Here is a 13382-nt window from a genome sequence, read left to right as displayed (position 1 = left end):
AACTCAACACCAGCTTGCAAATGATTGTCCTTTCCTTCATTTCTCTCCTATTACGAAGATTTTAAACAGGTTCTCAGAAATTTATTCAAGCTGTTGCTAAACATCAGGTGTCGGAATTTTTAAATACTTATCCGAAAAGAAAAGAAATTGTTGCAGAATTTTACAATGAACATCACATTAACGAAAGTGATTTAAAGACTCTGGAAAAGGGGAAAGATTTAGTAAATAAAATAAATAACATTAACTTACTGCAACAAAATGAAAAAAATGAGGAATTCAATATTAGAAAGACACTTGCTCAATCAATAAAAATGCCTTCCATAGAAAAACACAAGTTAGAACATTCAAAATAACCTTGGCGAAGTATGGCAAAATATACAACTTATGGATAGTCTATTTCATTTTAACTCCTGGCACGCCTTAGTAATACTATCACATCCAATTTCTAATTGTTCCTGAGAGGTTGCATAAGAAATTCTGATAAAATTTTCTAGACCAAATGCAATTCCTGGAACCACAGCAACCAAATGATCTCCCAGTAAGTATTCAGTAAAATCTAAATCATTATTTATTATCTTACCACTTTTTGTGCTTTTACTGAGCAATCCTTCACATGAGACAAATAAATAAAACGCACCTTGTGGAACAGACGCTGATAATCCCGGGGCAGAATTTAGCTCTTTCACCATAAAATCTCTACGACTCTTAAAAATCCTTGTTCTTTCTTTCAAAAAACTATGATCACCGTTTAATGCTGCTGCTGCTGCTGCTTGTGCTATCGAATTTGGATTAGAAGTGCTTTGAGACTGCAGCGTAGAGATAGCTTTTACCACATCACTTCTACCTGCAATATACCCTATTCTCCAGCCTGTCATTGCATAGGCTTTTGATACTCCATTGACTACAAAAACTCTATCATAAAGCTTCGGCTCAACCTGAGCGATAGTAAAAAACTTTTCGTCGTATATTATATGCTCATAAATATCATCTGTAACGACATTCATATGTGGATATTCAAGCAATATTTGTGCTATGTCTTTCAATTCATCACATGTGTACATAGCTCCTGCAGGGTTGTTCGGTGAGTTAAGAATTAACCATTTAGTTTTTTTAGTTATCCTGCTTTTCAATAATTCCGCTGTCAGTTTAAAATTTTGTTTGCATTCTACTACAACTGGCAAGCCGCCAAAAAGACTTACCATATCAACATATGAAACCCAATAAGGAGCTGGAATAATAACTTCATCTCCAGAGTTAATTGTTGCCATGAACAAATTGAATAACACCTGCTTAGCACCTGTACCAACACAGATTTGGTTAAGCGTGTACTCGAGGTTATTATCCTTTCTTAACTTATTAATTATTGCTTCTTTCAGCTCACGCGTTCCATCAACAGCAGTATATTTAGTCTTACCTTCACTTATTGCTTGAATAGCTGCTTTTTTTATATGATCTGGAGTATCAAAATCCGGTTCTCCTGCAGCTAAAACACAGATCTTTTTTCCTTCATTTTTCAACTTATTTGCCTTATCAGTTACAGCAATCGTAGGTGATGGTTTTATTAGGAACATTCTTTTTGCAAGGTCTGACATATTTTACTGAAGCTAAATTTAAATGATAAACCCCGTACAACAAAAAAGCTAGGAATTTTGTGTATTGTATTAGTAGCTTTTTACCAGGTTTACCAACGCAGCAATATTTTCAACTGGAGTATCAGGGAGTACTCCATGTCCGAGATTAAATATGAAGGGTAAATCTCTAAAGCAATCCATTATACGTTTTGCTTCTTTGATTGCTTCCGTTTTATTATAGGCTAAAAGATTAGGATCAAGGTTTCCTTGTAGAGGGATGTTTAGATTCGCTTTTGCCCATTTTATTGGAACATTATAATCTATACTTACTGCAGATACACCTGTTTGTTCGCAGTAATCTTTATAAAGATTTCCAGCAGAACTTGGAAAACCTATTATTGGAAAATCAGAAAATCTATCCCTTATTGCCAAGATAATTCTCTTTGTTGGTTCGATAACATATTCTTTAAACAATGGTTCCGATAACGCGCCAGCATTACTGTCAAATAGCTGAATAACATCTGCTCCAAATTCTATCTGTTTAATTAGATAAATAATCGTTACTTCCGTTATTCGTTCAATCATTTCCTTCAAACACGAAGAATAAAAACTTAATACTTTGGAAAAAGTTTTGCTGCTCCCACCTTCTATGATGTATGAGGCTACTGTCCATGGTCCACCAGCAAATCCTATGAGAGATTTTTCTTTTGGTAATTGGCTTCTGACTTTTTTTATAGCGTTTAGAATTGGTAAGGTTTTAGTTTCAATTTCTTGCGGACCCTTCAATTCCTTAGGACTTTCCACGGGTTTTATTATTGGACCTACACCGCGTACGAAATTCACGTCACAACCCAAAACATCAGCTATTATTAAAATGTCTGAAAAAATTATCGCCGCATCCATGTCAAATCTTGTCACCGGCTGTAACGTCAATTCTGTCACTAAATCTGTGTTGTAGCATATCTCCATAAAATTATTCATATTTTCTATTGCTTTGCGGTACTCAGGAAGAGACCTGCCAGCCTGACGCATTAGCCAGATAGGCACTCTTCCACCCGGCTCATTTCTCTTAATAATTTTCGCTATTGTTGTTTTGCCGCTTTCCAATCTATTCTATTTATTCTTTCGTATATTAAAGTATAGCAATAATAATAGTTCTATCAATAACCTGTTACTAACTTAAAATTCAGTAAAAATTGGCGTTGTTCAACTTGTGGATAAATATGTGAGTAACTTTCGCATATTATTGATTTTCTGTTATGATTTATGTGTATAAGTAAGGTGTTTAGAGTGTTAGTAATTTTCTTTTATGGAAAATACTTTACCATCATGCATTGTTACACAACTATGTATATGTTGTTGAAAAAGTTGTTGATCAATTGTTGGTATTTTATATCAACAAATAATTCACAAATTAATTTGACATTATTCACATGCTTATTAAACATTTAATAACAGTTTTCTTGATAAATCTAATCTGAAAACGTTTTTGCCATTACAGGGAATAAATTGAGTAAAAAAAGAACCTTAGTAGAAAAAATAGCATATAGAATTTTTCTCTTCCTTTTCAAAAAAGCTTCTGTGTTGAAAAAGTGTGCGACTGAGGCATTAATGAAAGATCTGCCAGACCTTAATATATTTAATGGTCTATTAAAATTCCGCGATTGTGGTATAATGGATATAATGACTCCACGTACAGAGATATGCGCAGTAGACATTGAGTCAAGCGAGCGTGAAATAATAAAGAAGATAAAAAACACTTGCCACACTAAAATACCAATTTATAAAAATAACTTTGATAACGTAATAGGCTTTTTTTATGTAAAAGATGTTATTTTTAATAGGGATAAAAATTTTAATCTGAAACATATTATACAAAGCGTAATATTTGTTCCACCCTCGATGAAGACAACTAATCTTTTTGTTAGGATGAACTCTTCTAAATCATGCTTAGCTATCGTATTGGATGAATATGGTGGAACTGATGGTTTAATTTCAATGACTGATCTTATAGAGGAACTAATACCAAACATTGATAGTGAAAACGAAATAAATTCAGAATATACCATTACTGAGTTGTCTCAAAATAAGTTTGAAGTGTCAGCAAGGGCTCTTATAAAAGATATAGAAGAGGATCTAAAAATAGAATTACGTGACCCTGAAGAAGACTATGTTACACTTGGTGGTTTGATTCTTTCGATTGCTGGTAAAGTGCCTTCTGTAGATGAAGTCATTAAATATAAAAATGGTATGAAGTTTATCATCAAAGATGCAAATGAGCGCTACATTAATAAAATAGTACTAGACTTAAGTGATTACAAAAATTAGATTTGGTACCCCTTGTCGGGGAATGCCTTGACACGAAGAAAAAGTTGTAATAACCAAATACGCAACTCAAGTTATAGTTAAACCTATTTCCAGCAAATTATTTTCGCAAGTATAATGCATTTCAGTGTTATAGTACTCTAATAATAAAGAGGTCATATAGATATTAATATCTTTTGTATTTAAATTAGTGTCATTTTTTTTGATTAATTTGTCTACTAATGATTTGCTTATTGGTTTGTGTTCATTTAGAATTTTTATAGTTAATAGCATTTTATCTTCTGTTTGACTCAGTAAAACAGATATTAGTTCAACTTCCGCCACTGCACTGGCTATAGTTAGCACCATATTGGAAATTATCTTATTTATCTTTTCAATTAAATCTTCCTTATTTTTTGCAGAGTATGCGTCTATTTTCCACGTAAGCTTTACTTTTTTTTTAATAAATAATTTTCGATATTAGATTTGGTCTTATCAAAGCTATAATTATCCATTGAAGAAGAATATGCCTGCTTCATAACTTTATGTTTATATATTAAATCATCGGAGCTTTCTTTAAGAAACAACAACGCTTCCTTCTGCGCATCAGCATCATTCTTATCTATTACTTCAAGCTCTTCTACGCCAAACGTTATTCCATTCATAGAGTTAGCAAAGTCATGAAGCAGCCGTCCTGATAGCAGTTCCGTTATTAACAGTATGTTTTTGGTATTTTCGTTCATTGGATAGTTATAAATGATTTAAGTTACCCTATATTGGTAAGTATATAATAGTCAATTAAGAGGAAGTTTCGTTGCACTTTTTATATCAAGGCATTAACATAGTATTAACAATTTTAAAATTTATAAAAGGATTATGAATACTTATACCAGATCAGGAATAGATATTGAACTATATAATAAGTTAATAAAAGAAGTCAAGCCTATTGCTCAGGAAACTACTAGAGAAGAAGTAATCAGCGAAATAGGTTCATTTTCTGCGTTATTTGATTTTGCTGCACTAAGTAAGAAGTATGACCATCCAGTACTCGTTTCCTCAACTGATGGAGTAGGTACGAAACTGTTGATAGCTCAAGAAGTGAATAAACATGATACTATAGGTATAGATTTAGTTGCAATGTGTGTAAATGACTTACTTGCACAAGGAGCAACGCCTTTGTTTTTCCTTGATTACTTTGCAACAGGCGTTTTGACCAAAGATGTTTTATTATTTGTGGTTAAGGGCATTGCAGAGGGGTGCAAGCAAGCTAAAGTAGCATTGGTTGGTGGGGAAACTGCAGAAATGCCTGGAATGTATGGTAATAATCACTATGACCTTGCAGGGTTTGTGGTTGGTGTAGTTGATCGAAAGCAAATTCTTCCAAACTGTAGTATGATGAAAGCAGGTGATTATATAGTTGGCTTAGAGTCAAGTGGAATTCACTCAAATGGGTTTTCTTTAGTGCGCCATGTTTTCAAAAGCTTAGGTATAAATTATAACGATACATCTCTATGGAATAATAAATCTTGGAGTGAAATACTACTTGAACCAACAAAAATATATGTTGATTCTTTGCTGCCTATCATGTCACAAGTAAAAGGTATTGCGCACATCACGGGTGGTGGTTTGGTAGACAATATTCCGCGAATTCTTCCAAAAAACTTATTTGCAAACATAGACATTAATTCCTGGAAATGGCCAGATATATTTTTATGGCTAACAAAGGAGGGCAAAATAGAGAAGAAAGAAATGCTAAAAACATTTAATTGTGGTATTGGTATGGTATTGATCGTAAGTTCTGAGAATATGCAAAACGTGAAAAATCATTTCCAAAAACGTGGAGAAAAAATTGAAATTATTGGAAAACTTGATGAGGCATGTAACCCTCCACTTGATAGAGTAGTATTTAGTTAACCTAACTTTACTGACAGTCTTTTTGCAACTTCTAGGTATGCTTCCTTTAAATCTCCTAAATTCAAACGAAAGACATCTTTATCTAGCTTTTTATAAGTATTTTTATCCCATAATCTGCAGTTATCAGGGCTAATTTCATCAGCTAAAACGATTTTAGTACTGTCATTTATTAATCTGCCAAATTCTAACTTGAGATCAACTAAATATATACTTGCATTTGAAAATAGGTGAACTAATATTTCGTTGATTTTTAAAGTTGTAGTTTTAACTTCATCCATTTCTTTGCTAGATAGCCAATCAAAATACAGTATGTGATTTTCATTTACCATTGGGTCGGCTAGGTCATCATTTTTGTAAAAAAACTCGATTATAGGAGATGCAAGCCTCTCACCTTCTTTAATATTAAAACGTTTGCAAAAGCTGCCAGCTGCAACATTCCTCACTACTACTTCAAGAGGTATGATTTTGAGTTTTTTGACTAGCTGCTCTCTTTCATTCAGAGTTTTTATAAAGTGTGTGCTAATTCCTGCTTTCTCAAGCTTTTCCATGATAAAAGCACTAACATGATTATTAATTATTCCTTTGCTCTCAATAATTTCATATTTTTCCTTATTGAATGCTGTAACATCATCTTTAAAGTGCTGTATAACAGTTGATGAGTCTTCAGTTTCAATAATGGCTTTCGCTTTACCTTCGTATATCGTTTTATTCAGTGACATGCTTAATTTAACTATATATTATATCAATTTACTGTTCTTAGAGTATAGCCCCAAATAACTTAAAATAAACCTTAATGGCATTCAATGTTACAGTATTAACCATATTTCCAGAAATGTTTCCCGGGTTTTTGAACTATTCTCTTGCCGGAAAAGCGTTAGAAAAAAAAATATGGAACCTTGAAGTAATAAATATTCGTTCTTTTGCGAAAGATAAACATTCAACTGTGGATGATGTTCCATATGGAGGTGGAGCAGGAATGGTTATGCGTTCTGATGTAGTTGGTGATGCAGTAGATAGTATGCTCTCTGTTCATAAAAACACTAAGTTTATTTACATGACTCCATCTGGAACTAAGTTTAATCAGAATATTGCCAGAGAATTATTAGAGTTTCCTCATATAACAATATTGTGTGGTCGATTTGAAGGTATTGACCAAAGGATAATTGATGCGTATACTCCTTATGAGTTAAGTATTGGAGATTATACACTTTCAGGAGGTGAGCCAGCTGCAATGGTGGTTCTTGATGCATGCATTAGACTTCTTCCAGGTGTAGTAAATAATGCCGATAGTATTACTGAAGAAAGTTTTAATTATGGTGGTGGTGTACTTGAATATCCTCAATATACTAGACCTGAGCAGTGGAAGGGATATAAGGTACCTGAGGTTTTGTTGTCTGGCAATCACAAAAAAATAAGTGATTGGAGGCAGAAGCAGTCTCATGTTATAACAAAAAAGCGTAGGCCTGAATTATTGAATGGAGAGATAAATGACAAATTTACTTAAAAAATTTAACGAACAGCAAATGCAAGTGTTAGCTAAAGAAATACCAGAATTTCGTCCTGGCGATGATTTGAAGGTCACTTTTAAAGTAGTTGACGGTACAAGTGAACGTATACAGATATTTGAAGGTGTATGTATATCAAAAAGGAACCGCGGGTTACATTCTTCTTTTGCAGTCAGAAAAGTGAGCCATGGAGAAAGTATAGTGTCTCAGTTTTTTGTTTATTCTCCTGCACTGGTTTCAGTGCAAGTGGCAAGAAAAGGAAAGGTTCGTAGAGCAAAACTGTATTATCTGTGCAAACTATTTGGAAAAGCTGCAAGGATCAAAGAGCGTACTACTTATGTTAAAAAGAAATCTAAGTAGATACAATAGGGAGTGATGTCAATTGTGTCATCTCAGAACTCTCTCTTGTCATCCCAGTGCGTGACACACAGCTGTACGAACATTGTGTTTGCCTCCCGCTGTGGTGTCATCCCAATGCTCCGACACTGGGATCCAGCATTCATTATTCTCCTTTTGGTTTGTGCTTTCATGGAAAATGTAAGAATTATTTGCAGGCAAAGCCTGCTGGATCCCAGTGTCAGCTACTTGCATGACAAAAAAGGGGAAAGTTTTTTCAAATCCTCGTGTAAAGAAAAGTAAATGAGTATAAAGAAAAAATTCCTTAAATTACTTCAGTCAAGGCGTGTACATGCTCGTATAAAAAGGAAAAATAAAAAGAACAGAGCGCTACGCTTTTGTTCTTTCACGGCACTAGTTATCTCGCTTGGCTGTCCTGTGTGTATATTGTTGAGTATATTAGTTAACTCTTACAGTGCCTTAACAGTAACGAAAATTTTATTGCCAGTTGAAATAAATGCTGATCTTGCTTTGGCGAGTAATCCTAGTGATTTGCGGTATAAGTCCATTGGCTTACTCAACGATTCTTTACGTAAGGTGTTTGGAGGAACTGATTTTAAAGACGGTGACGAGATTTTAAGTCGTAATTCTTACAAAGAACTAGAGAAATTTTTTCGTAAGAAAGTAAAAGATGGTGGTGAATATGAGATCTGGTTTACCGCGTCAAGTATAATTAATTCAATAAATAAAGATAAACATTTGAATGATCGTTATGCTAAATTACTTGATTGGCTAAAAGAAAAGAGGAGAGTGAAAAAATTTTTTAATAAGTCTTTATTCCTTAAATCTGACTCTCGTGAACCTGAGAATGCAGGGATTTTAGGGGCATTTATCGGTTCATTAATGACAATTATAGTGTGCCTAGCATTAGCATTACCAATAGGAATTATGTCGGGCATCTGTCTTTACGAATTTATGCCTAAAAATAGGCTAATGACTAATATTGTAGAAATTAGCATGAATAATCTTGCTGCAGTGCCTTCAATAATATTTGGTGTAGTGGGCTTAACTCTCTATCTTGGCATATTTGGGCTACCACGCTCTTCACCACTTGTTGGTGGAATGACTCTTTCATTTATGATGTTACCTAATATTATAATTGCAACAAAAAATGCCTTTGCGAATGTTCCTATTACGATAAAAGATGCAGCGTTTGCGCTCGGTGCACCTCACATCAAGGTGATATTAGATCACTCTTTACCGATTGCGTTACCAAGAATAATACATGGTACTGTGCTTGCAATTGCAAGGATTTTAGGTGAATCTTCTCCTTTACTTATGATGGGTATGGTGGCATTTATTGCTGATACACCTACGTCCTTTTTCGATCCGGCGACTGTTCTACCTGTGCAAATATACATATGGTCAAGCAATCCTGAAATTGCATTTGTTGAACTTGCTGCTATCGCAATTATAGCTTTATTATTGGTGTTATTTGCGTTAAATTTAGTAGCAAATTTTGTAAAAAGGAAATTCGAATTTTTTAATTTTTAGCAATTCATGAAAATCACAGTCCTATCTGGTTATGGCTTAAATTGCGAAAAAGAAACTGCATTTGCATTTATGGAATGCAGCGGAAAACTTGGTATTGGTAATATTGAAGTAAAAATCGTTCACATTAACGATATCATAGATAATCCAGGTGAACTGAAATTAAGCAATATACTTGCAATTCCAGGGGGTTTTTCCTATGGTGATGACACTGGTGCTGGTAATGCGTTTGCTTTACGTATTAAAAACAACTTGTTGGATGAGTTTCAAGAGTTTTTATCTCAGGACAAGCTGATTATAGGAATATGTAATGGTTGTCAGATATTAGTAAAATTAATTCCAGAATTCTCTAGTCTAGCTTTAATCCATAATGATATAGGCAATTATCAATGCCGTTGGATTAGAGTGAGAGTTAATTCAAAGAGTAATTCTGTTTGGCTACGGGGCCTGAGTGAACTATATCTCCCTATTGCTCATGGGGAAGGCAAATTTTTTATGGATCAAGATATTTTGAACCAATTGATTGAGAGCAATTCCACCGCATTACGTTACATTGATAAAAATGGCAACTATGCTAACCTACAATTTCCTTACAATCCGAATGGATCTACATACGACCTAGCAGCTTTATCAGATAAAAGTGGAAGAGTGCTAGCTTTAATGCCCCATCCAGAAAGGGGAATATTTTTTACCCAGCAAGATAATTGGCCCCTTGAAAAAGAAAAGAGCAAGCGTTTAGGTGTTGCTGTGCCAAAATATGGCGATGGAATGCTTATATTTGAAAATGCACTAAAGTATTTTTGTTAAAATTTATTGATAGGGATTTATGGTCGAAATTATCCCCTGATATTGCAAAAAACTTACTTGACATCCTTCGCCAACCCCCTTATCATGAAACTGAAGCTATTTATTTATCTTCTCTGTGCAGATTAAACGACAAAAAGACTCACGTATCTGGCGTCCCATGTTTAATTTTTTGCACTATGTGCATCTTATGTCTTTATAAAATTTCTAGGTTTTTACCTAATATGAGCTGAAATGCGCTTATAAAGCATTTAAAACATCAAAAAACGCCGATTTAAAAAATGGATAGTGAATAACTAGCTACCCTAAGGTTTCTTTTGCCTTTTTTTCTGTTGAGTAAATTTCTTAATGTTTATAATTTAGATTAGTTGCGGCTTAAAAGCAACTGGATCGCGGTTATTAAACGTTTAGAATAAAAAAACGCCATACTTGAAAGTATAATGTAAGTAATTAGCCAACCACGGGGCTTCTTTTGCCTTTTTTTTATTTGGTAAATTTCTTAATATTTGTGGCTAAACGACAATCGTCATCCCGCTGCTTGTTAGCGGGATCTCTTGTTAGCGGCTGAGATACCGCGAATGAATCGCGGTATGACGGTTCGCGACGGCGTGACGATAAGCTCGTTATCCCGCTGCTTGTTAGCGGCTAAGAGATACCGCGGCAGTATGACGGTTAAGTGGGGTGTCATCCCAGTGTCAGCTACTCGGATGACAGGAGAAGGAGGCTACTTGCATGACACCATTCTTTTTTCTGGATCCAAGTAATCAGGGCACTGGGATGACAAGAAGAGGGCACTGCCGTCATAAGGGAACCAGTGTCAGCTACTCGGATGACAACAAAGAGCTACTTGGATAACAAGAAATATAGGCACTGGAATTGCAAAGAGTTTGCAAATATTAGTTATTACCTGTAGGATATAGAGAAATTAGTAAGGATTTTAATAGGAATAATATGCCATCTGTTACTTTTATTTTACCTGATGGGAGTAAGAAAAGTTATGAAGCTGCAGAGGGAGAAACTCTGCTCAATTTAGCCCATAGAAGTGATCCAGATCTGCTTGAAGGTGCATGTGAAGGCTCTCTTGCTTGTTCTACATGCCACGTGATTGTTGATCCAAAATCTTATGATGCTGTAGAAACGCATAATCCCATATCTGATGAGGAAAATGATATGTTAGACCTAGCTTTCGGCTTAACAGAGACGTCGAGGCTTGGATGCCAAATAAAGATCACAAAAGATATCGACGGCTTGTGTGTAACCATACCAAGGGGTACAAGAAATATATCATTGGATAAACAGGGGAGTGATTAGCTATGCGTAAGATTTTTATCTATATTATCATCTCTTTACTTTTGTTTATTCCTGTAGCGTATAGTGGTTTTTGGTATTTTTCTGCATGTAAGGTAAAAAATCTTTTAGCTGAAACAATACTATACATTAACGACGAAAAATTTGATATTTCACATGATTTTAGTGGATTTCCTTCTAACCTAATTTTTCGTGTGACAAACCCAAAATTTTCCAATGAGCAATTAACCATCTCATCTGATGCTTTATTGATAAAAAATAGATTGTTTGATAAATCAGTATATATCTACATACCAAGCAATGAAGTCAATATTGCTGTTCATGGTGATGAGAAAAAGAATATAAAATGCCACACAAACGATAGCAGCCACTTTGTTGTTAGACTAAACGATTTACCATCTTCATTGCGATTCAACAAAAATAGTACCGTGATAGACTATATAGATACACTTCGTTACGAAGATTATGGATTAAAATGTGATGTTTTAGAAAATCAGCAAAGTGTTATAACTGAAGTGAATGATAAAAGCAATTACATTCAATTTCACCTCGATAAAGAACCAAGTGGAAATACTAAACTAGGATTTGATTTTTATACTTATCGGTATAAAAATACTGCAAGTCCTGAAAGTTACCTTAGTATCGACACTAAATTTGATTACGAATTTGTAAACCACATCTCAGCTTCCAGAATTAATTTCAACATAGAGAAATTTTTAATTCAAAGTAATAATTTTTCTCTTGCTGCAGATGGTGGAGTGCGAAATTATAATTTGGTTACGTCTTCATTTAAAGACAAAATCAACGTGGCTATATCAAATTATAAAGAATTAATCTCGTTTATGATTGGTGACTCAAAAACTTCAGATGCGTTTGAAAAATTAATGTCTTCCTTATCAGAAAAAACAACTGATGGTGGCATTCAATTTTCAATAAAGTACGATGATGACGTAGGGTCAAGCTTTATTGGAAAGTTATCCACCGCTGATTTTATGAACCAGCTCAGTAAAATAACCCAATTAACCAAGGATGAGAGCAGTAGTTAGTTTACTTTTCATATTGATATTCCACTCAGGCGTAAACGCTTTTACTCTGGATAATAAACTCAGAGATAAAAGCATGGAAAAACGAGCAACAAGTTTATTTGAAATAATAAGGTGTCCAATATGTTCTGGCGAATCATTGTCTGAATCTGGATCTCAGATCGCGTATGATATGCGAGAAGCAATTCGTAAAAAAATCAATGATGGATACACAGATGAAGAGATAATCTCAGAGTTAAAAAATTCTTACGGCAATTCAATTATAATCGTACCACCTAGCACTTACATTTTGTGGTTTATTCCACCTACAACTCTGCTTATTGGGTGTTTTTTAATACAAAGATACATCAATACAACCACTTAAACCTTTTATATATAGCTAAAGTGACTTAGGTTCTCTAATTGCACATAAGTCAACAATAATTTTCACACAAATCAAAACAGCATATCTTCTCCATAATCCTTGGTAATTTTACATAAGTTAAAAGTAGCATATGGTTCTCTCCGCGGTCTGAGATGACAATAAATTTGTCAAGCCGCATCATACTTGTTAGGCGGAAGTGGACGGCAACATATTTACCACGAAGTCTAACTAAGTTCTTGCTTGTCCCTTCCATCGGCATTGCTATCTTTATTTTCAATAAAATTATTGTCCTATGCTCTTTTGATGTTTATTGATAATAAAATTCTGTTTTATCAACCAACATCCTATGCATAATTACAGCTAATTTTCTTGCTACTGCTACAATTGCTTTTTTCATTCCTTTTTTCTTCGCAACCCCAGTTTTTTAATTTAAATGTCCTCTTGGTAACTGTAAGCATTGTTTGTGCAGCTTCATATAACATACTTCTACATTCCGCTGGTCCCATCTTTGATATGCTGCCATGCCGATCAACTTTTCCAGAAGAATATTGCCTTGGTGTCAACCCTATATACCCCCTTACTATTACCCACAAATATAAATGTTTGTTGCATAGCTCTTAATGGCATAACTTTTGCTTGAAATAACTGTTTATATGGTGCAATTTACAGCTTTTAGTTGCTA

General features: G+C 34.3%; 16 protein-coding genes and 1 pseudogene. 10 read left to right on the top strand and 7 right to left on the bottom strand.

Annotation, left to right across the window (positions count from 1 at the left end; translation table 11 throughout):
- Positions 1 to 74 precede the first annotated feature (74 nt).
- Positions 75 to 353, top strand: a pseudogene (locus OZD61_RS05330) (hypothetical protein); the annotation flags it as partial.
- A gap of 45 nt (positions 354 to 398) precedes the next feature.
- On the opposite strand, the gene OZD61_RS05325 reads toward OZD61_RS05330, so the two are convergent.
- Both OZD61_RS05325 and hemE read right to left on the bottom strand, forming a co-directional pair.
- The gene (locus OZD61_RS05325; RefSeq protein WP_182321058.1) at positions 399 to 1592 is read right to left on the bottom strand and encodes a pyridoxal phosphate-dependent aminotransferase; all 1194 of its coding nucleotides are present in this window, start codon (positions 1590 to 1592) and stop codon (positions 399 to 401) included.
- Between the two features lie 69 nt (positions 1593 to 1661).
- Positions 1662 to 2678 (bottom strand): uroporphyrinogen decarboxylase, encoded by a 1017-nt coding sequence (hemE, locus tag OZD61_RS05320; protein ID WP_274980109.1) that lies wholly within the window; start codon positions 2676 to 2678, stop codon positions 1662 to 1664.
- Between the two features lie 402 nt (positions 2679 to 3080).
- Here hemE and OZD61_RS05315 point away from each other — a divergent pair, with 402 nt between their 5' ends.
- Complete coding sequence (locus OZD61_RS05315) at positions 3081 to 3899, top strand: transporter associated domain-containing protein (protein WP_007549273.1); 819 nt, start codon at positions 3081 to 3083, stop codon at positions 3897 to 3899.
- A gap of 66 nt (positions 3900 to 3965) precedes the next feature.
- Here the strand turns inward: OZD61_RS05315 and OZD61_RS05310 are convergent, their stop codons facing one another.
- On the bottom strand, positions 3966 to 4310 hold the full coding sequence (locus OZD61_RS05310; RefSeq protein ID WP_274980110.1) for a hypothetical protein: 345 nt from the start codon (positions 4308 to 4310) through the stop codon (positions 3966 to 3968).
- Between the two features lie 14 nt (positions 4311 to 4324).
- Entirely contained in the window at positions 4325 to 4618 is a 294-nt protein-coding gene (locus OZD61_RS05305) for a hypothetical protein (protein WP_006280049.1), read from the bottom strand.
- Between the two features lie 133 nt (positions 4619 to 4751).
- Here OZD61_RS05305 and purM point away from each other — a divergent pair, with 133 nt between their 5' ends.
- The gene (gene purM / locus OZD61_RS05300) at positions 4752 to 5789 is read left to right on the top strand and encodes a phosphoribosylformylglycinamidine cyclo-ligase (RefSeq protein ID WP_274980108.1); all 1038 of its coding nucleotides are present in this window, start codon (positions 4752 to 4754) and stop codon (positions 5787 to 5789) included.
- Here the strand turns inward: purM and purC are convergent.
- Positions 5786 to 6508, bottom strand: coding sequence for a phosphoribosylaminoimidazolesuccinocarboxamide synthase (gene purC / locus OZD61_RS05295; protein WP_038248960.1), 723 nt, complete (start codon positions 6506 to 6508; stop codon positions 5786 to 5788). The two genes, purM and purC, sit on opposite strands and share 4 nt — an antisense overlap.
- A 74-nt stretch (positions 6509 to 6582) precedes the next feature.
- Here purC and trmD point away from each other — a divergent pair, with 74 nt between their 5' ends.
- Positions 6583 to 7293, top strand: coding sequence for a tRNA (guanosine(37)-N1)-methyltransferase TrmD (gene trmD / locus OZD61_RS05290; protein WP_274980107.1), 711 nt, complete (start codon positions 6583 to 6585; stop codon positions 7291 to 7293).
- Positions 7277 to 7654, top strand: coding sequence for a 50S ribosomal protein L19 (gene rplS / locus OZD61_RS05285; protein ID WP_274980106.1), 378 nt, complete (start codon positions 7277 to 7279; stop codon positions 7652 to 7654). The genes trmD and rplS overlap by 17 nt, the downstream gene beginning before the upstream one ends.
- 48 nt (positions 7655 to 7702) lie before the next feature.
- Here rplS and OZD61_RS05280 read toward each other — a convergent pair whose 3' ends face one another.
- Complete coding sequence (locus OZD61_RS05280) at positions 7703 to 7885, bottom strand: hypothetical protein (protein ID WP_274980105.1); 183 nt, start codon at positions 7883 to 7885, stop codon at positions 7703 to 7705.
- Between the two features lie 48 nt (positions 7886 to 7933).
- Here OZD61_RS05280 and pstA point away from each other — a divergent pair, with 48 nt between their 5' ends.
- The 5 genes from pstA to OZD61_RS05255 all read left to right on the top strand — a co-directional run bounded on the left by pstA (position 7934) and on the right by OZD61_RS05255 (position 12700).
- Positions 7934 to 9184, top strand: a complete 1251-nt coding sequence (pstA, locus tag OZD61_RS05275) for a phosphate ABC transporter permease PstA (protein ID WP_274980104.1) — start codon at positions 7934 to 7936, stop codon at positions 9182 to 9184.
- Between the two features lie 6 nt (positions 9185 to 9190).
- A complete protein-coding gene (locus OZD61_RS05270; RefSeq protein ID WP_182321048.1) occupies positions 9191 to 9988 on the top strand; it encodes a phosphoribosylformylglycinamidine synthase subunit PurQ in 798 nt (265 codons plus the stop codon).
- A gap of 948 nt (positions 9989 to 10936) precedes the next feature.
- A complete protein-coding gene (locus OZD61_RS05265) occupies positions 10937 to 11296 on the top strand; it encodes a ferredoxin family 2Fe-2S iron-sulfur cluster binding protein (RefSeq protein WP_155969176.1) in 360 nt (119 codons plus the stop codon).
- Positions 11297 to 11298: 2 nt separating this feature from the next.
- A complete protein-coding gene (locus tag OZD61_RS05260; protein WP_274980103.1) occupies positions 11299 to 12339 on the top strand; it encodes a hypothetical protein in 1041 nt (346 codons plus the stop codon).
- A complete protein-coding gene (locus tag OZD61_RS05255) occupies positions 12323 to 12700 on the top strand; it encodes a cytochrome c-type biogenesis protein (protein ID WP_274980102.1) in 378 nt (125 codons plus the stop codon). The genes OZD61_RS05260 and OZD61_RS05255 overlap by 17 nt, the downstream gene beginning before the upstream one ends.
- A gap of 344 nt (positions 12701 to 13044) precedes the next feature.
- Here OZD61_RS05255 and OZD61_RS05250 read toward each other — a convergent pair whose 3' ends face one another.
- Positions 13045 to 13263 (bottom strand): transposase, encoded by a 219-nt coding sequence (locus tag OZD61_RS05250; protein ID WP_182321042.1) that lies wholly within the window; start codon positions 13261 to 13263, stop codon positions 13045 to 13047.
- Positions 13264 to 13382 lie beyond the last annotated feature (119 nt).

The sequence above is a fragment of the Wolbachia endosymbiont of Drosophila bocki genome (assembly GCF_028982005.1).
Lineage (GTDB): Bacteria > Pseudomonadota > Alphaproteobacteria > Rickettsiales > Anaplasmataceae > Wolbachia > Wolbachia pipientis.
Note: the sequence above shows the minus strand (reverse complement) of the source record. Positions and strands in the feature narration are given on the sequence as shown.